The sequence below is a fragment of the Vibrio barjaei genome, assembly GCF_001639065.2.
Lineage (GTDB): Bacteria > Pseudomonadota > Gammaproteobacteria > Enterobacterales > Vibrionaceae > Vibrio > Vibrio barjaei.
In genome coordinates, this window is record NZ_LQXO02000053.1 from 459811 (window position 1) to 485616 (window position 25806).

Below are 25806 nucleotides of genomic sequence, written 5' to 3' on the forward strand. Positions count from 1 at the left end.
CTTGATCCCCCGTTACTCAATCGTGAGTTTGCGAATCTCTGAACCTTGTTAACGCGGCTGAGATAATTTACGGGGCAGTAGTATGTGTTTGTTGCACATCCAAATTGTACGTAGGGTTTTCAAATCCTCCATGCTCGTCGAATACAATCCCTACGCTTTAAATATGGTACATATCTGGATTATTGCAAGTAGAGAACATTGAGGTGAATCACAAAATGCTGCAACACTAGGCAACATTAAATTTGGAATACTACTTTTCATCTTTACCACTGTTGCCAATTGTTCTAAGTCGTATAATTTTACTTATACATTCCCGCCAATCCGAAGAACCAAGGTCTTTAAATACAATGACAAAGAGAGAAAGAATCAAACAGTCGTTACTTGCCCATGTGCCACGCGGAACGATTAATCAATTTCTCTCGAGAGATACGACACCTATCTCAGTGCTTTTGCTGTCTTGTGTTGTGGGTGTACTTGCTGGTTTAGTAGGCACATTGTTTGAGCTTGGTGTTCACTTTGTGACTGAGACGCGCACCGAGTGGCTTCGTGACGAAATCGGTTCAGTCCTTCCCCTGTGGCTTTCAGCTTTTCTAATCAGTGCATTACTCGCCTTCATTGGTTATTTTCTAGTCCATAAATTTGCACCAGAGGCTGCAGGCTCAGGCATTCCTGAAATTGAGGGTGCGATGGACAATATGCGACCAGTTCGTTGGTGGCGCGTGTTACCCGTTAAGTTCTTTGGTGGACTAGGAGCTCTTGGGTCAGGAATGGTACTTGGTCGAGAAGGTCCTACGGTACAAATGGGCGGCAACTTAGCTCGGATGGTGACAGATATTTTTCGAGTAAAAAACGATGACAGCCGCCATACCTTACTTGCGTCCGGTGCCGCAGGTGGTCTCGCAGCTGCATTTAACGCACCTCTTGCCGGTATCATGTTTGTTGTCGAAGAGATGCGTCCGCATTTTCGCTACTCTCTTATTTCAATCAAAGCCGTACTTATCTCAGCAGTAACTGCGACTTTGGTTTTTCGTTATATTAATGGTCAAAGCGCCGTCATTTCCATTCCACAATACGGTTCACCAGAACTTAATGTGTTGTGGCTATTTCTGGTTTTAGGTGCACTTTTCGGTGTATTTGGTGTTGCGTTCAATAAACTTGTTACTGTGTTTCAGGATCTGTTCGTACGCATTCATAAAAACGACCTTAAGCGATTCCTGTTTACAGGTTCTATTATTGGTGGATGTTTCGGACTACTGCTCCTCTATGTGCCAGAATTAACTGGTGGCGGTATCGGTATTATTCCTGATATAACAAATGGCAGTTTTAGCGCTTCCATCTTGGTATTGCTGTTTATTGGTAGAGTGCTTACTACTCTTATCTGTTTTGGGTCTGGCGCACCTGGCGGTATTTTTGCACCTATGCTGGCATTGGGAACGTCCTTTGGTTATGCCTTCGGATTAACAGCAAAAGCGCTATTTCCTGACTTACCAATAGAACCTGGTGTCTTTGCTATCGCGGGTATGGGCGCACTCTTCTCTGCAACGGTACGAGCACCGATTACTGGGATTTTACTAGTCATTGAAATGACTAATAACTACCACTTGATCTTACCCCTTATCATCACAGCATTAGGTGCGACTGTGATTGCTCAAGCAATGGGTGGTCAGCCTATCTATAGTCAACTACTACACCGCACCATCAAAAACGAAAAACTGCGACAAGAAGATCTACCACGAAAGGAAAACTGAGCGCATTTTCTATCCAAACCGTGTATAATTAGACGGCTAGACTGCTAGCTCTCCCCAAAGAGCTAGCAGATAATAATAAGGATATTAAAGAGAGCTCTCCTCGTGACAACAAGTCTTGCTGCCCTAAAACGACTGACACAGTTTCACAGTGTCCCCACCTCTCAAGCCTCGTTAGCTTTAGGAATGATCGGCCTCGGCCACGCTTGGGCAATGTATGTACCAGAACTTGGTAAGACTATTCAGCCAGTCTTAGCCACTATCGGCGCCTTACTGTTAATTCCCGTACTGTTAAAATATCTGCTCAATCGCCATATATTTTCTGCTGATATAAAGCACCCATTAACAGGCAGCTTAATGGCTCCAATGAGTATGGCGTTATTAATCCTGTGTGATTACTTAGCCGTTATAAGACCACTCATCGCCTACCCTCTTTGGTTTGCCGCGTTGATGTTGCATATACTCATGGCGATATTATTCTTTTTCTATCAAATTAAGAATTTTAAAATTGCCAATATAGTTCCAAGTTGGTTTCTTTATCCTGTTGGACTTATTAGTAGCTCTTTAGCAGGAACTCAATTTGGCCATACGGTATATTCTGAAACCATTGCTAGTGTATGTATAGCAATATATTTCTTTATGCTACCACTGGTTCTATATCGATTGGTGTTTGAAGGTATGCTTCGCAAGAGAGCCAGGCCTACTATCGCTATCATGGCAGCGCCGATCAACCTCACATTATCAGCATACTTAGTCAATTTCTCTGAACCTGATCCTATACTGACGGGTGCGCTAGCTGGTATCGCCATCACGATGACGTTACTTATCTACTTGTGTTACTTCAGATTATTAAAACTGAAATTTCAACCATCTATCGCTGCGATTACCTTTCCTTCAGTCATAAGTTCGATAGCAATGTACAGGTTAACGGATTTCTTCGAGGGCGAATACCCACATTGGCATTGGTTGCACAACTTCGGCTTTTTGGAGTTATCTGTAGCAACATTGGCGGTTATCTGGGTGAGTTTTGGTTTTATAAAAATGTACTGGCCGGAGTTAATGTCACGACAATGAAAAAATGTGATACATATATCAATAAAGACCAAAAAGAGTATAAAAAGTCTCGCACAGACCCCCAACAGGTATAAGCAAGATGAATATATCGCTATGTAGTATAGTGAAGATTGCTAGTAACTCCAAAAAATAAAATAGTCACTAGTGACTATTTTTGCATATTGGGCAATATTTCGTTCTGTCGGCCGACAACCCATTTTAAATGTCGAGAGAACCTAGCTATGCACTTAGAGAAAATAACAAAAACGTTGCCTAAATTTATTGAACAGCAACACGATATTTATATCGCTGAAAATATCCATTCAACCAAAAGTAAAAAGCATCTAGTCTCTGGGAAAAGACCTACGGCAAGTGATACCAGTTACCAAACAAATGACTACCTATGTCTGAATAACAACGCCTATATTAAGGAGAAGCACATAGACGCTATTCGAGACAATACGGAAAGTATGTTGATGTCTGGTGTTTATACTGCTGAAGCGGAAGACAGCTCTGCTTTTGAAAAAAAACTCGCTAAACTAACAGGATTTGAAGAGTGTGTAGTATCACAATCAGGTTATACCGCAAACCTGAGCTTACTGCAGGCTATCTGTACCAAAGACACCAATGTGTATGTTGATTTCTTCGCTCATGCTTCATTGTGGGAAGGTGCAAGAATTGCTGGTGCTATGGTTCATCCATTTATGCACAACAACATCAGGCACTTAAAGCGACAGATTCAAAAGAATGGCCCAGGCATAATTCTAGTTGATTCTATCTATAGTACTTTGGGTACTATCGCACCGCTCGTAGACCTTGTATCAATGGCTTATGAGTGCGACTGTGCTCTGGTCGTGGATGAATCTCATTCACTTGGGACTCATGGTCCTAAAGGCGCTGGTTTGGTTGCTGAATTAGGCTTAACTGAGCATGTAGATTATATTACCGTGAGCTTAGCAAAAACATTTGCATATCGTGCGGGCGCTATTTTGTCCAATAAAAAGACCGCGCATTGTCTTCCATTTGTGGCATTTCCTGCGATATTCAGTTCCATGCTGCTCCCATACGAAACTGAACGGTTAAGCGCTACCGTCGACGTGATCAAGAGCGCCGACAACGCAAGGCGCTCGTTGTTCTCAAATAGTGACTATTTAAGAAATCAGCTAAGAAACTTAGGGCTATCTATTCGAAGTGAATCTCAGATCATCGCTTTAGAGACTGGTGACGCTGAAAACACTGAGATTGTTCGGGATTTCTTAGAGAGCAAAGGTGTTTTTGGTTCTATATTTTGTACACCAGCAACACCAAAAGGAAAGAATATTATAAGATTTTCAGTCACTTCAGAGCATACTCTCGAGGATTTGGATCGAGTAGTGCAAGCTTGTAAAGAAGCAACGGAAAATAAAGAGTTCTATTTCTTATAGGCAATAAATTGGATGTGGGGCTCAACCTATACTCTGAGCTCCCTCATCTATATCCAAGACGCAACTTTATCAACTAACTCGTCTTTGGGCGTCGGTTTAATTAATAAGTCATCCATCCCAGATTGCTTGATTTTTTCACGAGTTGTTGGATTCGCATCACCAGTGAAGGCAATGATAGGCACTGTATTATACTTTGCAGTAGATTTTCTTATCTTATCCGCAGTGGAAATGCCATCTAGAATCGGCATCTCGATATCCATAATAACTAAATCAACATTTTCTTCATCAAGCATGACTATAGCGTCAGCACCATTGCTAGCTTGTAGTACTACCAAACCCTCTTTTTCTAACATTATGCTAGTAATTGTTCGCAAGGAATGGTTGTCATCGACTAAGAGAACTGTTTTGGTTGAAGATATTGTGTTGTAAGGACGAGCCGTCGCAAGCTCTTCCACCTCTCTGAAAAACAATTTATCTAATGTATCTCTTATATCAGAGGTAAATTCATCATAATCCATTAACTCGACGTTAAGATAGCGCTTGAAGTACAGATTTCTCTGGTCATTTGCAGAGTGAACTAGAACAATTCGTGCCTCGGTAAACTCAAGCTTCGCCTCTAGACTCGAAAGGTAGATCCACCCTTCTCTAGATAGATTACCGTCAATGATAATAAGGCTATACTCAAAACTGTATTCTTCGCGGTAACTTGCCGCTTTGATATCTTCAACCGTTAGCTTGAATTCTCGGTGATATTGAGCACCCTTAACCAAGTCCAACATGCTAGATGATTCACCAATAAACAACACTGACTTATCTTTCACCAATTCACTCTTAATCTGTGCCACTTCATTCGACTCATACTTAGGAAATATTAATTTAAACTCTGTCCATGCACCAAACTCGGATTGACATACTATCTTACCACCAAACGACCTCATGACCTTTTTACAGAATGCCAAGCCTAAACCATAGGATCCTGATTTACCGGTGGTATAAAAATCCTCAAAAATATAGGGGAGTAGTTGCTCTTCAATCCCCTTGCCGGTATCTCTAAAAGTAATGATATTGCAATCGTCTTGGTTTTGAGCGTCAATCGTTATCGTGAACTTCCCTGCACCTCTGTGGCGAAATGAGTTTTTCAGTAAGTTAAACAAAACATACTTCAATAAAGTATCACTACCAAAATAGTCAAAACTGCTTGGAATGTTAACTGAGACAGCTTTAGTGTCTAACGCTGTTTTATATGCAAACGTTCTGATTGCATTTTCAATGACTTCTTTACCGTCATTGCGACAGAAAGTCGATGTAGATACTCGGCTTTGATCGATAGACGTCAGTAATAAGTCAATGGTTTCATTGCCGTTCATGATCGTTTTCATGGAATCATCTATGATTTCATTCAAACGTTGAAGCTCTTCGGTATTCAACTGGTGCGAGTTACGAAAAATAGCACTCTTATTAGGAATAATTGCTCGCATTACCTCTAACGAAGAATACATAGCACTAAGAGGATTTCTCATTTCATGAGCAATACCAGCACCAAACGATTTAGCGATTGCAAATTTGGATTCATGCTCATTTTGGTTACGGAAGAAGAATAAACTGCCGAAAATATAAGTAAACGCAAATATGGGTAAATACGTTAGACTCTGCGCCATGTAGATTCCTTGTCCACCCATAATGTAAGCGAGTAAAACAGCAGATAGAACAGATATTACAGCCTGAGCGACCATTATCCTCGTATCATAAATAAGCAATATATGAAGAAATATGGATGACATAAACGACATAACCCAAACTGTCGTCCAGTTATTCATCAACATCATATAGCAAAAGAAGAATGGCAAAGTAAAGCCAATAACTACTAGGTAATAGTATGGGAGGATTCGCTTAGTTTTTTCTGAAAAAGCACGTAATAAGATAAACCCTATTAACATGATTGCGCCAATAGTTCTTAAAAGCTCACTTTCATAAGGCTGCGGAAATACATACTTCCAAATAACGTAATAGAGTGGAAAGCCCAAAATCCCCATCCATGCGACAAGTGTAATATTTGGCGCAGCATACTCGTAGGTTCTCTTTATCCTTTCCATCTGTGCAATCAATCCAGATTTAAAACTCATTACTATTGGTTAAGCATAACATTGGCTTGATCGGTAAGAAAGCTTTGTAAAACAACAACGCCCTCGTAATCAGAGGGCGTTGCAGACCAATATGTGATGCGTCTTCCAGAAAGAACTATCGCAAACCATGCAAAAACTCATGTCGAGTCGCTGGCTTCGATTTAAAGATTCCACCCAATGCGGTAGTCGTCGTTTCACTGGTAGCATCCATGACACCGCGGGACTTCACGCAATAATGTACCGCATCAATCGTTACTGCGACATCGTCGGTTTCAAGCAAGGCTTGTAGAGCAACCAGAATTTGTTGCGTCATGCGTTCCTGAACTTGTGGACGCTGTGCGAAGAATCTTACGATACGGTTGATTTTAGACAAACCGATGATTTTACCGCGAGGGATATAGGCTACTGCAGCTTTGCCGTCGATGGTCACAAGGTGGTGTTCACAAGTGCTGGTCACCGTGATGTCTTTAACACGAACCATCTCACTAACGTCCATCTTGTTTTCGATGACGGTGATTTTAGGGAAGTTCTCGTAGTCCAAGCCTGAGAAGATTTCATCCACATACATCTTGGCAATGCGATGCGGCGTCTCCATCAAACTATCGTCTTGTAGATCAAGCTGTAACAACGTAAGAATTTCACGCATATGATGTTCAATACGCTCTTTCTTTTCTTCACGGCTGACTTCATTTGGCAGCATCGGTGTTTCTAACCCTCGCTCTGACAACGCGGCTTTCACCATTTTTGCTGATTCACTTAATCCTGACATCTTACTTCCTCGCACTAACACCCGTAAGGGGGCACAAGGATACTCGGAATTTTCATCAATTACACCCACAAATTCTGTATTGCTTTGTATGCATTATGATTTGAAGCATGTTTTTGGCTATTTTATCCATAGGAGTAAGCCTCTCTTTAGACAAAATGTGTTACATTCCGAAGACTTTATTGAATTAAATAGTTCCACTGAATCAATTAGGACGGCTTATCTTATGGGTTGCTGCGACGCACCAGGCTTAATGCCTATAGAAGAAGCATTGGATAAAATGCTCACACCAATTACTCCTGTTACTGACACTCTTACATTGCCGTTACCTGACGCGCTAGGGTATGTATTAGCAGAAGACATTCTTTCCCCTATTAACGTGCCTCCCTTTGATAACTCCGCAATGGATGGCTACGCCATTCGTCTCAGTGACTTAGAGCAAAGTACTACTCTATCAATGGTTGGTAAGTCATTTGCTGGCGTACCCTATGAAGGTGACTGGCCTTCCATGACAACTGTTAGAATTATGACTGGCGCGAAAATCCCAGAAGGTTGTGATGCCGTCATTATGCAAGAAAACACCACGGTAGACGGTGATAACATTACGTTCAATCAGTGTTCTCCAAAAACGAATATGAACATTCGTCCTACTGGTGATGACATTCGAGTAAATGATGTCGTACTAAAAAAAGGCGCTCGTTTGACCGCTCGCGATATTCCTATGATTGCTACGTTAGGAATTAGCCACATCAGCGTATTCCGCAAACCGGTTGTTGCTTTCTTCTCTACCGGAGATGAACTGCGCCCGCTTGGTACTGAGCTTAAAGATGGGCAGATTTACGATAGCAACCGCTACGGAATCAAACCACTTATCGAGAACTTCGGTTGTGAGGCCATTGATTTAGGTATTATTCCTGATTGCCCAGAAACACTGAAAGCCACATTTGAGCAAGCGCAGCAACTATCCGACGTTGTAATTACCTCGGGCGGCGTTAGCGTTGGTGAAGCTGACTATACTAAAGATATTCTTGAAGAATTAGGTCAAATCGGCTTCTGGAAACTTGCTATCAAACCCGGTAAGCCTTTCGCTTTTGGTGAGCTCGACAACGCATGGTTCTGCGGATTACCTGGAAACCCTGTGTCTGCTGTATTAACTATGTATGTCTTAGTGCAACCTCTCATCGCTAAGCTTTCTGGTCACTCAGAGTGGAAAGAGCCTGAATCCATTCCAGCCATCACACGCAGCGCCTTCAAGAAAGCCCCAGGAAGAACCGATTACCAACGCGGTATCTACTCGATTGAAGATGGCCAGTTTGTAGTAGAAACGACCGGAAACCAAAGCTCAGGAGCCTTTAGGTCGATGAGCCTAGCAAACTGCTTTGTAGTGCTTGAGCGCGATCGTACGTCAATTGATGTAGGAGAAACGGTTCAAATCCAGTTGTTTAACCCAACTTTATTCTAACGAGGCTATTGTGGACATACTGTCTGATGAAGAGATGCTTCGCTATAACCGTCAAATTATATTAAAGAACTTCGATTTTGATGGACAAGAAGCACTCAAACAATCTTCAATTTTGATTATTGGAGCCGGTGGTTTAGGCTGTGCCTCTAGTCAGTATCTTGCCGCAGCAGGTATTGGTTCGCTCACCTTAGTCGATGACGATAAGGTGGAGCTATCAAACCTGCAACGACAGGTATTACACAACAATGACTCTATTGGTGTAGATAAAGTTGAGTCAGCCCGAACTGCGTTGAGAAAAATCAACCCTAATGTGATGATTAAAACCATTAATCATCGCTTGGACGATACTGCTCTCGAAGCACAAATTAAAGAACACGACCTTGTTCTTGATGCCACTGATAATGTAGATACTCGTAACCAACTCAATCGCCTTTGCTTTAAACACAAAAAGCCGCTGGTCTGTGGGGCTGCGATTAGAATGGAAGGTCAAGTCTCAGTCTTTACATATAAAGACGACAGTCTACCTTGCTATGCTTGTTTAAGCGCACTGTTTGGAGATACAACGCTGAGCTGTGTTGAAGCTGGCGTCATGTCACCTGTCGTTGGCATCATTGGTGCTACGCAGGCACTAGAGGCGATAAAAGTGCTCGCTAACTATGGGCAGCCTAAAATAGGTAAACTATTAATATTTGATGGTTTATCATTAAGCTGGCGAGACATGGGGTTGCCTAAATCCAAGGCCTGCAAAGTTTGTGGTGAATAGAGAGTAGCCTATGGAGAAGTACTATTGAAACAACTAACCATCGCATTTGCTATTCTCGCTGTGGGTGTTGGATTCTTGCTGCTTCTCCTATCTTCAGATTCAAATACAGAAGAAACAGAACAAGCCAAAGTAATAAGCCATGTTCTCACACAATCTTTAGACGGTAATCGCTACTACCTCATCGTGGAACATAGAGATGGTACTAACAGTCGCATCACTACGGATAAAGCAACACTATGCCCCGTAGGCTCAGAAGTTACACTCAGCTCTCAACAGAGCTCAGTTTCCAATACCAAAACCTATCGCCTTCAGCATTGCCTCAACAGATAAGGAAATCATTGATGACACAACCTATTGTTTCTCCTCAGTGGCTAAAGCAACAGCTAGATGCTAACAACGACATTATTGTTCTTGATGCAAGTATCGAGTTTCAAATCCCACTAGAGCCTGAAAAGGACAAAAATGGTGTGATTCCTGGTGCTCAGCGGTTTGATTATGACAACGTCTTTTGCGACCCAGACAGTTCTCTTCCTCATATGATGCCAACTGAAGCACGCTTCAATGAACTAGCTTCGAAACTGAGCCTTACTGAAAATAGTACGATAGTTGTTTATGATAATTCCGGTACTTATGCTTCACCTCGTGCGTGGTGGATGCTTAAAGCAATGGGACTAAGTGAGGTTTATGTGCTCTCCGGAGGCTTACCTGCTTGGAAAACTGCTGGTTACGATTGCGATGAGGATTATTCGATTGGAGCACCCACCTCCCCTTCTCTGTCACTAGATCAGCATTACTTCCTATCAGCAGAACAAGTTCTGACGTATTCCGAAAAGCAAAATGCTCATATCGTCGACGCTCGCTCTTTAGCACGTTTTAAAGGCGAAGTGAAAGAACCAAGAGAAGGTGTCAGAAGCGGCCATATTCCAAATTCTGTTTGTCTGCCTTTTGCTGAACTCATCAATAATGGCACCCTCAAACCACTAGAAGATCTTGCTCCTTTGTATTCAGCTATCTCAGCAAGTAAACGAGAGCACATGGTGTTTAGCTGTGGTTCCGGCGTAACGGCTTGTATTCTCGCTCTTGGCGCTTATGTCTGCGGTTATCATAATTTATCTGTCTATGACGGCTCATGGACTGAATGGGGTCAACGTATTGATCTACCTGTAGAAAAGTAAAAGAAGACAAGCAGGTCTATGGGACCTGCTTCCTTTCGCTACCCGTTATAAGCACCACTTGAGTAATGAAGCTCATAGCTATGTGAATAGATCTCTAGAATATTACCAAACGGGTCTTCCATATAGATCATTCTGTACGGTTTCTCTCCCGGGTAATAGTAACGTGGCTCTTTCATTCGTCGTTTACCACCTGCCGCGACGATTTTGTCAGCTAATCCTTCAACATCTGGGTCTTGTACGCAAAAATGAAAAATGCCGGTCTTCCAATATTCAAAGTTATCTTCTGGGTTTTGCTGATCTTTGAACTGAAATAGCTCTACGCCAATCCTGTCACCGGTGGACAGATGAGCAATTCGAAAGTGGTCCCAGCCTTCCCCAAAAACGTCTGTGCACATAACACCAATAGCGGAGTCGTCTTCAGTTACATCGGTCGGCGGCATGATGAGATACCAACCTAATACCTCGGTATAAAACTTAACGGCCGCTTCCAGATCAGGCACAGATATTCCAATGTGGCTAAAACAACGTGGGTAGGTATGGTTTGTATTGGCTGAAGTCATTAGTAGATGTCCTCTAGGTGATGAAATTTGAGTATTTCGTTGTGGATTAGCCAATAGTTATCATATAACCTAAAAACTATAATCAATTGTTATCTACGAAACTGTCATGATAAATACGACTTGGCTAAATACTTTTAAAACTCTAGTAGAGATCGGGCACTTTACCCAAACCGCAGAAAAGCTCTTCATGACACAACCCGGCGTCAGCCAACATATTAAAAAGCTCGAAGCTAGCCTTAATATTGAGTTACTTACTCGAGAAGGAAAGAGTTTTGAGCTCACTGAGCAAGGACGTTTAGTGTACGAATACGCCCTTGAACTAGCCAGTAGGGAGAACATGTTACTTGAACGTCTACGATATGATGACCCTGAATCAGGTAACCTTAGCTTTTCAGCGTCGGGCGCTATCATTACCGCACTCTACCCAAGTTTGCTGGATCTGCAGCAACGATATCCGGGTTTGAAGGTCAATGTTGAAGCAGCGCCAAACCGTCGGATCATAGAGAGTATTAGTAATGGCGTTATAGATTCTGGTATGGTCACGGCTTCGATTCAGAACCCTGAACTATCAGCAGAGTACATAGGACAACTAGAGCTATGTCTCATTGGTAGTAGAGATGCGGTAGCTAAATTTTCGGCATCAGAAGCGATTAATCAGCTTGGCGTGGTCGACCATCCTGATGCGCAATACTACTTACAGAAATACATCGAAGACAGCCGACTCGAAGAGCTCAAGCAAGCAGAATGGCAAGATTTTAATAAAGTCACCTACATTAACCAGCATAGTCAGATATTACAGCCTGTATCTATGGGCATTGGTGTCACTGTATTACCCAAAGTTGCCATTGAGTATTCAGGTTATAGAGATAAAGTTAATGTTTGGCCCACTGAACTTTTAGTCAGTGAACCACTCTATTTTGTGAAGAAAAAGCGAAAGCAACTTGCCGCTCGGTACTCATTTTTGCTGGAACTTATCAAAGCAACTGAGTTCGCGTAATCTGCTATTCAGCTCGGTAAATTCTTCATTTGCTCATCAAGGTTTAGTACTGTTAAAGCATTGCTTACACTGGTTGCCACCACATCGATTACGCCGGTACGCAATGCTCCGAGTAACGCCATTGGTTTGCTATTTTCAGAAGCGATCGCAATCACCTCTGATATCATGCGAAACTCTTCAAGCCCCAAGCCAATCACTCGATCACTCATCACTGTATTGGCGGCTTGCCCTTGGATATCGAAAAAGTCATAACCAGCAAAATCACCAACTACACCCTGATTCAACCTTGATTGAACGACTTCATCAGCGGTAAACCATCCTAAGTCAACCATGTAACTGTTCTCACTCATATCACCGACACCTACGATAGCCATATCTGCTTTGCGCGCTAAATCGAGAGTCTGCTTGACCGTAGCATTTTGCATAAACGCTAACTTTTGATCTTTATTTTCAGCGTATGCCGGCGCATATAAGGTTTCAGAACTACCACCGTATTTTTTCGCCAACTGACGACAAATATGGTCGGCATTAAAGCGTCCCCCACGCGGGTGAATTCCTCCAATCCCACAAACAAACTTACAATCCCTAGGAGTAATTACACCCATATGATGAGCTACAGACGAAACGTTTCTGCCTTGCCCGACTGTCACCACAGTTCCACCTTTTAGTGTCTGCGCCAGATAGTTTGAGACTAGCCCTCCCACTTGCATACGCTGTGCGTCTTCATCAGCTTGGTCCAATGCAATGAGCGCGCGCTTAATTCCAAAACGCTCAATCAAACGCTGTTCAATCTTAGCGCTGTATACCGGATGGTATTTAACCGTGATCTCGACGATGCCTTCATCCCTTGCCTGCTTGAGAAGTCGACCAATCTTGGCTCGTGATACACCAAACTTCTTAGATATTTCCTCTTGTGTCGCACCATCTTGGTAATAGGCAACGGCAATTTCTGTCAGCAAGTCATTGCCTGTTTCACTAATTTCACTTTTCATCATCACTCACCTAATTGGTAAAAATAGTGGTGCTCATTGGTTCACACCTCACGCATATGCTCAATCATAAACAGAACTAAGCATTCGCTCAATACCATTACATTTTCTCAGGTCAAGATTTCAGCGAAAAAAGCAGCCTACAGACCTTATAAAACATGGAATCGACATTGAAGTACGCTTGCGTTATCAAAAAACAAAAATAACCTTATGAATACTACTTTTCAGACCAGTATTTGATTGACATTATTTCTGCATGGGGTAAATATGGGTTCAACATTTACTCAGAAGTGATACATATGTTCACGCATATTTGTTCACTAACACGGAAAAGGTTTACGAGCTAATCCAACGTAAAGTTGAAACTTTGGCTCGTAACATAGCATTTGTAGTATGAGGCCATTCCTCACAAATTTATGCCCTCAAGAATAGGAACGTACCGATGAGCAACAAATTAGAGCAACTTCGCAAATTGACTACTGTAGTAGCGGACACTGGTGATATCGAAGCAATTCGTAAGTACCAACCAGAAGACGCAACAACTAACCCATCTCTGATTTTGAAAGCAGCGCAAATCGCTGATTACGCACCGCTTATCGACCAAGCGATTGAATACGCTAAAACTCAAAGCAACGATAAAGCACAACAAGTTCAAGACACTTGTGACATGCTAGCGGTTAACATCGGTAAAGAAATTCTTAAAACTATCCCAGGTCGCATCTCTACTGAAGTGGATGCTCGTCTTTCTTACAATACTGAAGGCAGCGTTGCTAAAGCTCGTCAACTTATCAAAATGTACAATGACGCTGGCATCGCCAATGACCGCATCCTAATTAAACTGGCTTCTACTTGGGAAGGTATTCGTGCAGCTGAAGTTCTAGAGAAAGAAGGCATCAACTGTAACCTAACACTACTATTCTCATTCGCTCAGGCTCGTGCATGTGCTGAAGCAGGTGTTTATCTAATTTCACCTTTCGTAGGTCGCATTATGGACTGGTACAAGGCGAAAGAAGGTCGTGACTTCGAAGCATCAGAAGACCCAGGTGTTATCTCAGTATCAAGCATCTACAACTACTACAAAGACCACGGTTACAACACAGTTGTAATGGGTGCAAGCTTCCGTAATATCGGTGAGATTCTTGAGCTAGCAGGCTGTGATCGTCTGACTATCGCTCCACAACTTCTCGCTGAACTAGAAGCTGCTGAAGGTGAAGTTGTAGAGAAACTTGTCGACTCAAAAGGCTCTAAAGAGCGCCCAGCAGCGATGACTCACGCTGAGTTCCTATGGGATCACAACCAGGATCCTATGGCAGTAGAGAAACTGGCTGAAGGCATCCGCAACTTCGCCGTAGACCAAGGCAAACTAGAAGCAATGATTGAAGCTAAGCTTTAATCCACAAGATTAATAAGAGGGGAACGTTTGCGTTCCCCTCTTTAATTTCCCCCTCTCAAAAATCAAATTTATTCGGTGTTTATTATGGATCGTAAAAACCTAGCAAACGCTATCCGTGCACTAAGCATGGACGGTGTTCAACAAGCTAACTCTGGTCACCCAGGTGCTCCTATGGGCATGGCTGACATCGCTGAAGTACTTTGGCGCTCTCACTTAAACCACAACCCATCAAATCCTGAGTGGGCGGACCGCGACCGTTTCGTACTGTCTAACGGCCACGGCTCAATGTTGATTTACTCTCTACTTCACCTAGCAGGTTACGAGCTTTCTATTGACGACCTTAAAAACTTCCGTCAGTTGCACTCAAAAACACCAGGCCACCCAGAGTATGGCTACGCACCCGGCATTGAAACAACCACTGGTCCTCTAGGCCAAGGTATTACTAACGCTGTGGGCATGGCGCTAGCTGAGAAGACACTTGCGGCACAATTTAACAAAGAAGGTCATGACATCGTTGACCACTTCACCTATGCGTTTATGGGTGATGGCTGCTTGATGGAAGGCATTTCTCATGAAGCGTGTTCTCTCGCAGGTACGCTAGGCCTCGGTAAGCTTATCGCTTTCTGGGATGACAACGGCATTTCTATTGATGGTGAAGTGGAAGGTTGGTTCTCTGACGATACTCCAAAACGTTTTGAAGCATATGGCTGGCACGTTATCCCAGCGGTAGATGGTCACGATTCAGAAGCGATCAACGCGGCAATCATAGCAGCGAAAGCAGATCCTCGCCCTACTCTTATTTGTACTAAAACCATTATCGGTTTTGGCTCTCCAAACAAATCTGGCTCTCATGACTGCCACGGTGCACCACTTGGCGCAGAAGAGATCGCGGCAACACGTAAGCAACTAGGCTGGGAGTACGGTCCTTTTGAAATTCCAACAGAAGTTTACGCAGAGTGGAATGCGAAGGAAGCGGGCGCGGCTAAGGAAGCAGCGTGGAACGAAAAACTTGCAGCGTATGAAGCAGCTTACCCAGAGTTAGCCGCAGAATTCAAACGTCGTGTAAACGGTGAGCTTCCGGCTCAATGGGAAGAAAAAGCAAGTCAAATTATCGCCGATCTTCAAGCGAACCCGGCAAATATTGCATCACGTAAAGCATCTCAAAATGCACTTGAAGCTTTTGGTGCCATGCTACCAGAATTCCTAGGTGGTTCTGCTGACCTAGCTCCATCAAACCTAACCATGTGGTCAGGTTCTAAATCGCTAACAGCTGATGATGCATCAGGTAACTACATCCACTATGGCGTGCGTGAGTTTGGTATGACTGCGATCATGAACGGTATCGCACTACATGGCGGCTTTGTTCCTTACGGGGCAACGTTCCTGATGTTCATGGAATACGCTCGTAACGCAATGCGTATGGCGGCACTGATGAAAGTGCAAAACATCCAAGTTTACACACACGACTCTATCGGTCTGGGTGAAGATGGCCCAACACACCAACCAGTTGAGCAAATGGCATCACTACGCCTAACACCAAACATGAGCACGTGGCGTCCATGTGACCAAGTCGAGTCAGCGGTTGCTTGGAAATTCGCTATCGAGCGTAAAGACGGTCCAACATCACTGATTTTCTCCCGTCAAAATCTAGCTCAACAAGAGCGTAGCACTCAGCAAGTTGCTGATATCGCAAAAGGAGCTTATGTGCTCAAAGATTGCGAAGGCAAGCCTGAGTTAATCCTGATTGCAACAGGCTCTGAAGTTGAGTTAGCTGTGAATGCCGCTCAAGAACTGAATGAAGCAGGAAAGAAAGTACGTGTTGTTTCTATGCCAGCAACAGACGTATTTGATAAACAAGACGAAGCGTATCGCGAGTCTGTACTTCCTTCAGATGTGACAGCAAGAATCGCTATTGAAGCGGGTATTGCTGACTTCTGGTACAAGTATGTTGGTTTTGGTGGCAAGATCATCGGTATGACAACATTCGGTGAATCTGCACCTGCAGGCGAGCTATTCAAAATGTTTGGCTTTACGACTGAAAATGTTGTGACCACTGCTAAAGATCTTCTCGCGTAAGACTAAGCTATAAAACCTAAACGACTAAGCCGAGCATAAATGCTCGGCTTTTTTGTTGTCGTTATCTACTTTCAATATATCGATCCACGAACGGTTCGCTTTATTATCAGATAGTTCCTTGGTTTCATCTTGTGTCTGTCTCATATATGAAACACCTCCTACATTGATTACGCAAACATGCTTCCTACACTATCAATGTAGCAACGAAAAGGAACTTCATTATGCTCAAGAGTACGATTCTATTGTGTGCGCTTCTCTCTTCCCTAGCTTTGGCCTCAAATTTAACGATGAAGAGTGAAGGTGTCACTTTCAAAACATACACGGATGAGGACTTGGCGAATATGCCACAAACTAGTATTACGACTGAGCTACCTTGGTTAGAAGGTGAAAATCACTTCACCGGTGTTTCACTTATCGAACTTTTTGCTCAAGCAAACGCACAAGTCCCTGACACGATTACCTTTGTCGCACTTAATGATTATAAAGTCGCAATTAACCTCAAAGACATCCAAGCTTACAACCCTATCGTCGCGAATCGGAAAAATGGTGAAAAGATGTCTGTCAGGGATAAAGGACCTTTCTGGGTGATATTCCCCATTTCTCAATTCCCTGAAATTGATACAACTGACTATCACTCTATGATGATTTGGCAGTTAAAAGAAGTTAGCTACTGATATGCTAAATACTTATTCTATTCGCCGGTTTCCTATCAATCTGGCGAAGCTCATACTGATCATAATCACTTCCTGCGTTTTGGCAGTGAACGTTATTACCATAGACCGCATTAATCATATTAACGAAGACCTGTCTGAACGAAAGAACGAAGCGACATGGTTTATACTACAGCTCGTCAAAGAATATTCTAATTTCATTACGCAAACCCATATCACACCGCTCGACACAGAGAAGATTTGGCTCTCTTATGACCTCACTTGGAGTCGTTTTGACATTATTCTGAATAGCAAAGAATCCGCTAACTTCATCAAACAAGCCAATTATCACGACTTCTTCATTGCTCAATTCGACAAATTCAAAGTCCTTGAGCGCTCCTTAAAACTACTACAAGAAAAACCTGAACTTCAAACTGCACTCAACCAACGTATCAAGCTCAACTTCAATGAAGTCATTCATTTTATTAATAATAAATTCCAAATAGAGAGCCCTCTTAGTGAGAAGAGTCGCACTTTAATAGAACGCTTATTGGTACTTCAGAAAGTAAGTACTGTTGCGTTAATCGTCTTGTTCATCGTTATATCGGTGATTTTCTGGATTGAGACCCAAATGAGGCAAACCACTCAGCGAAGAGATCCACTCACACGCTTGTTAAATCGTGTTGCTCTTACGACTGACATTAAAGCGAATCTCACGGCTCCTCACTACAATTTGCTATCAATCAGAGTGCAAAACGTAGCAGAAGTGAATCAAAAATACGGCATCGATTACGGTGATGTCATCATAAAAACTGCGGCACAGAGGGTAATGGCTTTTCTAACCGATGATTTACTGCTATATCGCTATAGTGGTGCCCAATTCATTATTTTAGGCAAGACAGAAGATTCGTTAATTTCCGATAAGTTAGTACAGAAACTCAAAGAAGAGCTTTCAAAAACCATCGAATTGAGTGACATGGAGTTGGTACTGGACGTTTCCCTATCGCAAGAGCTTAATCTTAAACGAAGCAGCTTGATGGAGGCACTAACGCAACTATCCCGTAAAGCTCTAACCACTTAATAACTTCACCCACTTAATAGACTCACTAAGGTCGATCTGCGATTTTTAGATTGGTCACTTTAACAGAGAGTACATCATAAGGTCCTACTTTGTAGAACTTACATAATTCAAGGTATCCAAGGGGTTTACTGAAGAAATAGCCTTGCAAGTAATCACATCCAATTTCAGTTAGATAGCGAAATTGATTGGCGGTCTCTACCCCTTCCCCCACGACCTTAGCTTGACAGTTATGGCCTAATGCTATGATTGACTTAAGCATTCGCTCTTCACTTGCTTGCTCACTAATTCGATCAACAAAGCTCTTATCTATCTTCAGTTCATCAACTGGGTATAGGAGCAGCTGATTGATTGAAGCGTAACCAGTTCCGAAGTCATCCAAGGACACCTTGAAACCCAACTCTCGAAGCCCCGAGATGATGGCAACTGTGTCTTGAGTACTTCGTACATAACTAGTCTCGGTCACCTCTAATATAACTCTATGATGCTTGACACCATACTTCCTACACAGGTTACAGATTTGCTCAATGAATTCGTTATTGTATAACTCTAACGCAGAGATATTGATCGAGATACTTCCCGTATAATCACAATCTCTTTTCATTTTTTGCAAGTCTCTCAATGCATTCTCTATAACCCATCGATCAATATCACCAATAATGTTTGCTTTCTCTGCTACCGGGATAAATTCATCTGGTCCAATGCCTTTCTCCTGTAACACCGGGCATCGCACTAATGCCTCAAGGCTGGCAATCTCAAAGGATTTCGCGTCAATTATTGGCATATAACACAGCTCAAACCCATGCGTTTGGGTACATGTCATAAGTACCCTCTCAATGTCATCAATACGAGACAAATCATCCAATAACTGGTCGTCAAATAGCACTAAGGAGCGCTGGTTCTTAATTTGCTTCGCTTTGTTTAGCGCTTCTTCCAACCCTTTTTGCCACAAGTGTGATTGTTCGCCACGGCAGAGAGGAAAAATGGCCATAGCAAGCTCCAAGTTAATTGGTAAGACTTCAAGTAACCCTGCTCGCTTAAGTGCCTTCTCACTATTCACTATTTGCAACTTAACTTTATTTTCATCACTCGCTTCAAGAAGTACACAGAATGTATTACTACCGTATCGACAAACTGAATAATCACTGTTTACAGAACCTTTACTCTCTTGATATTGGCTGACAAGCAATTCTATTTCTCTCGCTAAGTTCTTTAAAACTTGGTCAGCAATACGTGCTCCATAAAGGTCATTGATTCGTCTAAAATCGATAATATCCCAAGCGACAATATAGGTCGTTTTCGTCGAATAGCTGGCAATACGCTGCTCTACAAAATGAATAAATGACCTGCGATTGGCAAGACGGGTAAGACCATCGAACTCCGCTTCAAACTTTACTTTACTCAAGCTATCTATATAGGCATTTTTTAGAACTGAAACTTCATCAGTACCTTTAGCTCTTTTAAAGTATCGTAGCTCCAACCCACCTTTATGGATTTCTGACAACAAAGCATCTATCGGATAAAGTATTCGACGGCGTATAATCAAGTGAATGACCATCAACAGCACGAACATTACCAGGAACAGATACCCAAACACATCTAAGGCAAGTTCTTTCTTAATGGTTGTGTAATGTGAATCTAGAATATTCAGCTCTACAATTAATCCAGCCCCGGCAATACGCATAATATTGCCATCAATGAATTCACTACCCAGTTCTTTAACCACAATATTAGCACCAATTTTGTCTTCCAAAACACCATTACTAAATTCTAAGCTGATATATGGATACTGAGATGCTTCGCTAAACAAAGCGTTAATTTCTATAAGACTACCATCAACAACTAATAAACTACGGTCTGGTCGAGTTATCGCATATTTGTCATCAGGAAGTAAAGTAGGATCATAAGCACCTGTCGAACTATATCTGACCTCTCCTGTTAAAGATTGGTAGATATTTCCCGACAGATCAAAAGGCTCCCTAAGGGAAACCTTAACATGGGAGTCAAAGACATGCTGGTAAAGGTCATCAGGCAAAGACCGAGCGCTAAATGGATTCGACTTTGAAGAAGCGGCTGTCATAGTAAACATTTCATCTAGTACATAGATTGCCGTATTGCTCTCTTGCCTACTATGATCTCGACTTAGTACATAATTGATATGTGACTCAAGGAAGTTCCGACTGCTTAAAACGCCAGTGTCTTGAATATGACGTAAAAACTGCGTACTGCCTGATATTTCATAGCCTAAAGCCTCTATGCCTTTTATCTCAAAGCGTGTAGCCTTTAGAGCAGCTTCTACATTTGCGATCCATTTCGAACGTTCCAGCAACTTCAGTTCGTCAAGCTGCCAATGGTAAAGTACAGCTCCTGCCCCAACAGTAATTACGCCGATCGTTGGTATCAATGCTAAATGCAGCCTTTGCAATAACTTCATCGTCACCTCAGGTCTTCTACAATTCGCTGTCTCAATCGCAAGCCGACGTCACTGATAGGTCGGTAGATATAGCTACGTTCAATTAATGTAGGGTCGGGGTTGATGATGGGGTCACTTAAGTATTCCTCACTCAAATAAGGAGCGACATTGAGATTGGGTGATGAAAACCAAGATTCTTCTGCATTCAAAGCGGCGACTTCAGGATAGGATAAATAATCGATAGCTTTGATCGTCGCTTTGCTCACTGGCCTACCTGCAGGCACAGCAAGGCATTCAAGCCAAACTACAGTACCTTCTTCAGGAACCACATATTTCCATTGGACTTCGTCAGAATCGCTCAATTGGTTTAATACATACTCGTCACCAGAAAAGCCAAATGCCATGTAAATGTTATCAAGCTTTTTCGGCTCTTGGATGGCCTCCAAAATATATTCTGTAGAGCTTAGAAAAGGTCGCTGCTGCTCTAACAGTTGGTAGGCATCGTGAAGTTTTTCTTCGTTATCTGAAAAAGGGTCATGTTTTAGAAACATCATCGCCGCGCCAATGAGATCGATGGGGTGATAGTACATGGAGATCTTGTTTCTAAGAGCATCGTCGGGGTTCAACAATGACGCCCAAGATGTAACTGGATTTTGGGTCTTGTCGCTACGATACAGAATACCACTGGTTCCCCATGAATATGGGATTCCATACTCGCCACACGCATCCAACCAACGTTTTTCAAATCGATTGGCTATTCGATTTTGAATAGAGCTTATGTTTTGTATAGCTCCCTGTTTAGCTAACATCTGCAAGCGCACACTTTCAACTACTACCAAATCAATGGTTCGTCCCCTTTCACTGAGGAGCAGTTCGTCACGCACCGCTTCATCAGAAAAGAAGAACTCTTCAATGGTAATATTATGCTTTGATTTAAAGTCATTTTTGACTGTTGGAGAGAGGTAGGCTTCCCAGTTGTATAGGTGGACGGTGTCGCTACTATGATCGGCAAAAGCAGGCGCAATCAGCACGAGAGCAGAAAGTACTACTCGTTTAATTACGACCACTTTTGGCAGAACCTGTCGTTGCATCTGCTAGTCCTTTAGCTTTTACTAACATAATCAGACTAGAACATAGTGTTAGTGATTGCGATGCAAACCCTATCTCATTACTGAGAATAGTTACTTTTGCGTACTATCCTTCTCTTTCGGGATTGGTAGTGTTTCTAATTCAGAGTCACCTGTTACCATGTTGATTTTAAAAAGGTATAAGTTTTCAGGGTCCCCATAGTGCCTAAAAGTAAATTGGTAACTATGAGCAGGGTAGAAAATGGGAAGGTCTTCGACCATAGCGATACCATAACCGTCTTGAACCACTATTTCTTGAACCTCAAGAGTTTGTTCGGCAGTTTGTCTCTCACGCTCTCGACTATACTCGGGAGCGACAGATGGATTTGTCGGATAGGCTTTTCCATCAAAGCTCATCGTTCTAAGTGAACCATTACTCCAAACGTAAAAGTCTTTCCAACCATTCGTTGTTCGATCTGAAACAAGGATAGGCTTTCGTGTCACCGTCATTCTGTTGAGCAAGTCACCCGATGAAGAGAATAGGTAGGCCGTACAACCTCCAGAACCACAGAAATAAGGATCCTGCATAAGAACAAGCAGTTCATCATCGCCATCTTTATTCAGGTCAGTAGACCCAGCTAGGTATTTATAGTCTTTTTCATCAGGATCGAGTTGTTCTGGTTGTAGAATGTCTTCTTTCACTAAGCGGTCAACATTATCCAATGTAAACACACTTGGTCTAGGTTCCTCTGAAGCACTATGAAGACAACCGGTAAGGCCAATCACTAAGGAACCGAGAATCAATAGCTTTTTTAATTTCAAATTACAGTCTCAAAGTAGTCCATTATTTCCTAAGTGTAAGAAGTTAAATGGCATCTCTCAAGCTATTGATTCAACTATCTTAGTATTACTCGAACCTTAGAATCACAAAGTATAAACGACGCGAACAGCCAAGAGTATTAAGACAACACCCGACAACTGGTCGATAATTTTCGCTTTCGACTTCAATGAATCTAACAACCTTGGCGATGACAGCATAAAGGTAATGAGTGTGTACCAAAGCCCATCAATAATCAGAGGTGTCGCGACAATAATGGCTTTATCTGATACTTCACTTCCTATTGCAACAAATTGGCTAAATAGTGCAGTAAAGAATAACGCGATTTTCGGGCTCAGAAGTGAGATAAACAGCCCTTCCTTTGCCGCTGATGCTACCGATACCTGTTTGCCAGACTCGAGGCGCTCGACAATTCCACCTTTTGAACGAATAGCATTGAATCCTAGCCACGCAAGATAGAGTGCACCAAGCAATGATATTGTTTTAAAAACAATCGGGAATTGATGCAATAACACCGACAAACCAAGAACCGTTACCAGTGCATAAACTCCAATCCCACATGCATGTGCCCATGCTGTTGCCAGTCCATGATTCCTTCCCCCAGCTAAACTGTGTTTTGCGACAATAGCGAGACTAGGACCTGGAGACATTGCCCCAAGAAGACAGATTGCAACTAAAGATAACCAAACAGTAAACGTCATAACAGCTCCTCAAATAACTGGAGCTACTTTATCACTGCAATATTATGATTTGAAATCACCATTTTTCATCGTTGTAATGAAATCAAATCATAACCAGAACATTGATACTGTGCCGTTGTGAGACTATCGTACCGAGTACATCGAACTACGCATTATGGATAACACGTGGTCTCGAGTCCAACGGTGCGCGGGTTCATGGTCGTATTTCGGGTGCCATAACAACCAATACTTATGAGTAGGTACATTAAAGGGGATATCGATAACATGTAATCTTTGGGTCTTTTTGAGATTCACGGCGATATGTAGTGGAACGGTCAACAGTGCGTCGGTTTGTTGCAACAGTGCAAAGGCTGAAGAGAAAAAAGGCGTTGAAACTAGAATTCTTCGTTTTAAGCTCCGTGCCTTCATTTCTCTATCAAGGAAACTGTCCTTATCTCCACCACCAGAGATTCGAATGTGCGGATACTCGCCCAATTCCTGCTCTGTAATTGTTTTAGTACCTGATAGTGGATGATTCTTGCGAGTCACAATGACAGGTATATCCTCCCCTATTTGCTGAGAACTCAAACCTAAAGGTGCTTCTGTTAACATAGTGGATGCCAGTTGAACATCGATTTCACTGAGTTTAGCTAGGTTGTCTGGTTCCCATAACCGGTAGGCAAACTCCATCGCGGGAGCCAAAGACGACAAATGTTCAACGAGCTCTGGAAGTATATATTGAGCCACATAGTCAGAAGAAGAAAAGGTGAACGTTTGATCGAACAGTTGTGGGTCAAAGTCCGCTTGGCCTAACACCTTAGTAATGTTTTGGAACAAACCTTCAAGCTCTGCTCCTAATCTCTCAGCACGCGGGGTCAAAACATAATGGTTGCCGCTTCTTACTAGCAAAGGATCGTGATAGATATCGCGCAATTGACTAAGCTGGCGGCTTACGGCGGACTGAGTTAAGTTCAGCCTATCAGCCGCGCGACTCACGTGCTTCTCAGCTAATAGTACTTCTAGGGTATAGAGAAGATTAAGGTTGGTTTTTTGATTCATCTACTTCGACATCTATTCGTAAAAGAGATGTCATCACTTGTCTATCGTGGACATTCTCTTAGCCTGTGAGGATATTAGCTCTACCACAGCACGGTTTTTCCCCTGCTTTTTAGCAACATACATCAGTCTATCGGCTTCATATAGTGTCTCACACTCCGACGCATCTTCGTACACCGCACAACCTACACTCACTGTAACTGGTTGGGAGCAGATATCTTTAACATCTAACTCTCTGATAGAGCGACAGATATTTTGTGATAGTTGATAAGAATATTCAAATCCTTGATACACATAGACCAGTGCAAATTCCTCACCACCAATACGCGCGATGACACAATCACTTTTGAGGAGCGACCGAATTGAGTTCGCAACAGATTTAATCACTTTGTCGCCTTGAACATGACCAAATGTATCGTTGATTTTCTTAAAGTCATCAATATCGACAACGATAATCGCAAGATAACCACCAGTATGTCGATACTTCTCTAGTTTTTCTAAAAAATAGCGACGATTACTCAAACCAGTTAGTGCATCAGTTTCAGACAAGACTTTTAATTCTCTATTGGCGTTAGCCAGTTCATTTGTTCTAGTGTTTACCGTATAGCGCAGTAAGAGTATATAAACGAACACACCGAGAATGATCATAATACCAATGATCGGTATTAGATGTTCTGGATACACCGTTTCAATGTGCATCCATCGACTGAGTATACGCTGTCGTTCATCAACACTGATCTTACTAAAGTTAGGGATCAAAACATCAAGCGTTGCCGTTTTGTTCTTGGCCACAGCAAAATACAGCGCACCGGAATAAAGATGCTTAACACCGATAAATTCACTTGTGTTCGACGACGTATATAAATAGTAATTCGCAACCTGAAGGTCCGCGACAAAAGCACGAATCTGGTGGGAAAAAGCCGCTTGCAATAACTTCGAATTATTATCGAACAAGGTTAATTCGACATTCGGGTAGTTCGTCTCTAAAAATTCAACTTCATAGCTTCCAGAAACGACGCCTACCTTATAGTTATGTCCCCCCATCAAGAACGAGTTAACATTAAAAGACTGCAAACTACTATGAAAATAAAGCTGGGTATCGATTTCGAATATTTCACTACCGTAATCAAGGTAGTTTGCACGCGTTTTGGACCACAATAGTCCCGCATGTACATCTGCTTGGTCGTCGCGAACTAAGTCTAGCGACGATTGCCAATCAACTAGCTTGAACTGTATCTCGACATCATTCGCCTCGCCATACGCTCGCCAAAAGTCGATAAGAATGCCTGCGGGTTGATTGTTTTCATCAAGGTAAGAGTAGGGTTTCCACGCTTTTGAGTTTGAAATGACAATAGTGTCAGTACCGCGTTCGACAGCTAAAGTGCTAGCCGGAAACAGTATCAACGCAACCATTACAAACACTACTTTGAGGAAGAACACTGACGCCTCTAAATTAACAACCAACAAGAGTGTTATTTATAGTCGTAAATTTCGTGAT

At 42.5% G+C, this 25806-nt stretch carries 22 protein-coding genes; 12 read left to right on the forward strand and 10 right to left on the reverse strand.

Annotated features, from left to right (window positions below):
• The first annotated feature begins 347 nt into the window (after positions 1-347).
• From clcA to cqsA, 3 genes are all read left to right on the forward strand, one after another.
• A complete protein-coding gene (gene clcA, locus AWH66_RS22650; protein WP_063603345.1) occupies positions 348-1748 on the forward strand; it encodes a H(+)/Cl(-) exchange transporter ClcA in 1401 nt (466 codons plus the stop codon).
• A 102-nt stretch (positions 1749-1850) separates the two neighbouring features.
• Positions 1851-2819, forward strand: coding sequence for a TDT family transporter (locus AWH66_RS22655; protein WP_083400109.1), 969 nt, complete (start codon positions 1851-1853; stop codon positions 2817-2819).
• A 221-nt stretch (positions 2820-3040) separates the two neighbouring features.
• Entirely contained in the window at positions 3041-4222 is a 1182-nt protein-coding gene (gene cqsA, locus AWH66_RS22660) for an alpha-hydroxyketone-type quorum-sensing autoinducer synthase (protein ID WP_063603343.1), read from the forward strand.
• Between the two features lie 47 nt (positions 4223-4269).
• On the opposite strand, the gene AWH66_RS22665 is transcribed toward cqsA, so the two are convergent.
• Together AWH66_RS22665 and folE are read right to left on the reverse strand one after the other, a co-directional pair.
• The gene (locus tag AWH66_RS22665; protein WP_063603342.1) at positions 4270-6315 is read right to left on the reverse strand and encodes a hybrid sensor histidine kinase/response regulator; all 2046 of its coding nucleotides are present in this window, start codon (positions 6313-6315) and stop codon (positions 4270-4272) included.
• A gap of 145 nt (positions 6316-6460) precedes the next feature.
• Positions 6461-7114 (reverse strand): GTP cyclohydrolase I FolE, encoded by a 654-nt coding sequence (gene folE / locus AWH66_RS22670; RefSeq protein WP_063603341.1) that lies wholly within the window; start codon positions 7112-7114, stop codon positions 6461-6463.
• A 223-nt stretch (positions 7115-7337) separates the two neighbouring features.
• Between folE and moeA the strand changes: the two genes are divergently transcribed.
• Genes moeA through AWH66_RS22690 form a run of 4 tightly spaced genes read left to right on the forward strand, consistent with a single transcriptional unit; the run spans position 7338 to position 10511 of the window.
• Entirely contained in the window at positions 7338-8573 is a 1236-nt protein-coding gene (gene moeA, locus AWH66_RS22675; protein WP_063603340.1) for a molybdopterin molybdotransferase MoeA, read from the forward strand.
• A gap of 10 nt (positions 8574-8583) precedes the next feature.
• The gene (moeB, locus tag AWH66_RS22680) at positions 8584-9336 is read left to right on the forward strand and encodes a molybdopterin-synthase adenylyltransferase MoeB (RefSeq protein ID WP_063603339.1); all 753 of its coding nucleotides are present in this window, start codon (positions 8584-8586) and stop codon (positions 9334-9336) included.
• Positions 9337-9360: 24 nt separating this feature from the next.
• Complete coding sequence (locus tag AWH66_RS22685; protein WP_063603338.1) at positions 9361-9666, forward strand: hypothetical protein; 306 nt, start codon at positions 9361-9363, stop codon at positions 9664-9666.
• 11 nt (positions 9667-9677) lie between these two features.
• Positions 9678-10511, forward strand: coding sequence for a sulfurtransferase (locus tag AWH66_RS22690; RefSeq protein ID WP_063603337.1), 834 nt, complete (start codon positions 9678-9680; stop codon positions 10509-10511).
• A 38-nt stretch (positions 10512-10549) separates the two neighbouring features.
• On the opposite strand, the gene AWH66_RS22695 is transcribed toward AWH66_RS22690, so the two are convergent.
• Positions 10550-11071 (reverse strand): lactoylglutathione lyase family protein, encoded by a 522-nt coding sequence (locus AWH66_RS22695; protein ID WP_038226516.1) that lies wholly within the window; start codon positions 11069-11071, stop codon positions 10550-10552.
• A 106-nt stretch (positions 11072-11177) separates the two neighbouring features.
• Here AWH66_RS22695 and AWH66_RS22700 point away from each other — a divergent pair, with 106 nt between their 5' ends.
• Positions 11178-12068: a LysR family transcriptional regulator gene (locus AWH66_RS22700; RefSeq protein ID WP_063603336.1), complete on the forward strand. Its 891-nt coding sequence runs from the start codon at positions 11178-11180 to the stop codon at positions 12066-12068.
• A gap of 8 nt (positions 12069-12076) precedes the next feature.
• Here AWH66_RS22700 and AWH66_RS22705 read toward each other — a convergent pair whose 3' ends face one another.
• The gene (locus AWH66_RS22705) at positions 12077-13060 is read right to left on the reverse strand and encodes a sugar-binding transcriptional regulator (protein WP_394630354.1); all 984 of its coding nucleotides are present in this window, start codon (positions 13058-13060) and stop codon (positions 12077-12079) included.
• Between the two features lie 439 nt (positions 13061-13499).
• Here AWH66_RS22705 and tal point away from each other — a divergent pair, with 439 nt between their 5' ends.
• From tal to AWH66_RS22725, 4 genes are all read left to right on the forward strand, one after another.
• A complete protein-coding gene (gene tal, locus AWH66_RS22710; RefSeq protein WP_063603334.1) occupies positions 13500-14450 on the forward strand; it encodes a transaldolase in 951 nt (316 codons plus the stop codon).
• 84 nt (positions 14451-14534) lie between these two features.
• Complete coding sequence (tkt, locus tag AWH66_RS22715) at positions 14535-16526, forward strand: transketolase (RefSeq protein ID WP_063603333.1); 1992 nt, start codon at positions 14535-14537, stop codon at positions 16524-16526.
• Between the two features lie 221 nt (positions 16527-16747).
• A complete protein-coding gene (locus tag AWH66_RS22720; RefSeq protein WP_063603332.1) occupies positions 16748-17200 on the forward strand; it encodes a putative pterin-binding protein in 453 nt (150 codons plus the stop codon).
• Positions 17201-17285: 85 nt separating this feature from the next.
• The gene (locus AWH66_RS22725; RefSeq protein ID WP_167360982.1) at positions 17286-18257 is read left to right on the forward strand and encodes a GGDEF domain-containing protein; all 972 of its coding nucleotides are present in this window, start codon (positions 17286-17288) and stop codon (positions 18255-18257) included.
• Positions 18258-18282: 25 nt separating this feature from the next.
• Here AWH66_RS22725 and AWH66_RS22730 read toward each other — a convergent pair whose 3' ends face one another.
• From AWH66_RS22730 to AWH66_RS22755, 6 genes are all read right to left on the reverse strand, one after another.
• On the reverse strand, positions 18283-20688 hold the full coding sequence (locus AWH66_RS22730) for a bifunctional diguanylate cyclase/phosphodiesterase (RefSeq protein ID WP_063603330.1): 2406 nt from the start codon (positions 20686-20688) through the stop codon (positions 18283-18285).
• A gap of 2 nt (positions 20689-20690) precedes the next feature.
• The gene (locus AWH66_RS22735) at positions 20691-21758 is read right to left on the reverse strand and encodes an ABC transporter substrate-binding protein (protein ID WP_063603329.1); all 1068 of its coding nucleotides are present in this window, start codon (positions 21756-21758) and stop codon (positions 20691-20693) included.
• Between the two features lie 90 nt (positions 21759-21848).
• Entirely contained in the window at positions 21849-22556 is a 708-nt protein-coding gene (locus AWH66_RS22740; protein ID WP_063603328.1) for a hypothetical protein, read from the reverse strand.
• Between the two features lie 102 nt (positions 22557-22658).
• Positions 22659-23273 carry a LysE family translocator gene (locus tag AWH66_RS22745; protein WP_006070556.1) on the reverse strand — a complete coding sequence of 205 codons (615 nt, stop codon included), beginning with the start codon at positions 23271-23273 and terminating at the stop codon, positions 22659-22661.
• A 123-nt stretch (positions 23274-23396) separates the two neighbouring features.
• Positions 23397-24311, reverse strand: coding sequence for a LysR family transcriptional regulator (locus tag AWH66_RS22750; RefSeq protein ID WP_063603327.1), 915 nt, complete (start codon positions 24309-24311; stop codon positions 23397-23399).
• A gap of 33 nt (positions 24312-24344) precedes the next feature.
• Positions 24345-25721: a sensor domain-containing diguanylate cyclase gene (locus AWH66_RS22755; RefSeq protein ID WP_063603722.1), complete on the reverse strand. Its 1377-nt coding sequence runs from the start codon at positions 25719-25721 to the stop codon at positions 24345-24347.
• Positions 25722-25806 lie beyond the last annotated feature (85 nt).

Coding starts and splice junctions, on each gene's coding strand:
- AWH66_RS22755 (WP_063603722.1), bottom strand. CDS start 25,721: ATGGTTGCGTTGATACTGTTTCCGGCTAGCACTTTAGCTGTCGAACGC.
- AWH66_RS22690 (WP_063603337.1), top strand. CDS start 9,678: ATGACACAACCTATTGTTTCTCCTCAGTGGCTAAAGCAACAGCTAGAT.
- AWH66_RS22700 (WP_063603336.1), top strand. CDS start 11,178: ATGATAAATACGACTTGGCTAAATACTTTTAAAACTCTAGTAGAGATC.
- AWH66_RS22720 (WP_063603332.1), top strand. CDS start 16,748: ATGCTCAAGAGTACGATTCTATTGTGTGCGCTTCTCTCTTCCCTAGCT.
- clcA (WP_063603345.1), top strand. CDS start 348: ATGACAAAGAGAGAAAGAATCAAACAGTCGTTACTTGCCCATGTGCCA.
- tkt (WP_063603333.1), top strand. CDS start 14,535: ATGGATCGTAAAAACCTAGCAAACGCTATCCGTGCACTAAGCATGGAC.
- AWH66_RS22750 (WP_063603327.1), bottom strand. CDS start 24,311: ATGAATCAAAAAACCAACCTTAATCTTCTCTATACCCTAGAAGTACTA.
- AWH66_RS22745 (WP_006070556.1), bottom strand. CDS start 23,273: ATGACGTTTACTGTTTGGTTATCTTTAGTTGCAATCTGTCTTCTTGGG.
- moeA (WP_063603340.1), top strand. CDS start 7,338: ATGGGTTGCTGCGACGCACCAGGCTTAATGCCTATAGAAGAAGCATTG.
- tal (WP_063603334.1), top strand. CDS start 13,500: ATGAGCAACAAATTAGAGCAACTTCGCAAATTGACTACTGTAGTAGCG.
- AWH66_RS22705 (WP_394630354.1), bottom strand. CDS start 13,060: ATGAAAAGTGAAATTAGTGAAACAGGCAATGACTTGCTGACAGAAATT.
- AWH66_RS22730 (WP_063603330.1), bottom strand. CDS start 20,688: ATGAAGTTATTGCAAAGGCTGCATTTAGCATTGATACCAACGATCGGC.
- AWH66_RS22735 (WP_063603329.1), bottom strand. CDS start 21,758: ATGCAACGACAGGTTCTGCCAAAAGTGGTCGTAATTAAACGAGTAGTA.
- AWH66_RS22665 (WP_063603342.1), bottom strand. CDS start 6,315: ATGGAAAGGATAAAGAGAACCTACGAGTATGCTGCGCCAAATATTACA.
- cqsA (WP_063603343.1), top strand. CDS start 3,041: ATGCACTTAGAGAAAATAACAAAAACGTTGCCTAAATTTATTGAACAG.
- AWH66_RS22695 (WP_038226516.1), bottom strand. CDS start 11,071: ATGACTTCAGCCAATACAAACCATACCTACCCACGTTGTTTTAGCCAC.
- folE (WP_063603341.1), bottom strand. CDS start 7,114: ATGTCAGGATTAAGTGAATCAGCAAAAATGGTGAAAGCCGCGTTGTCA.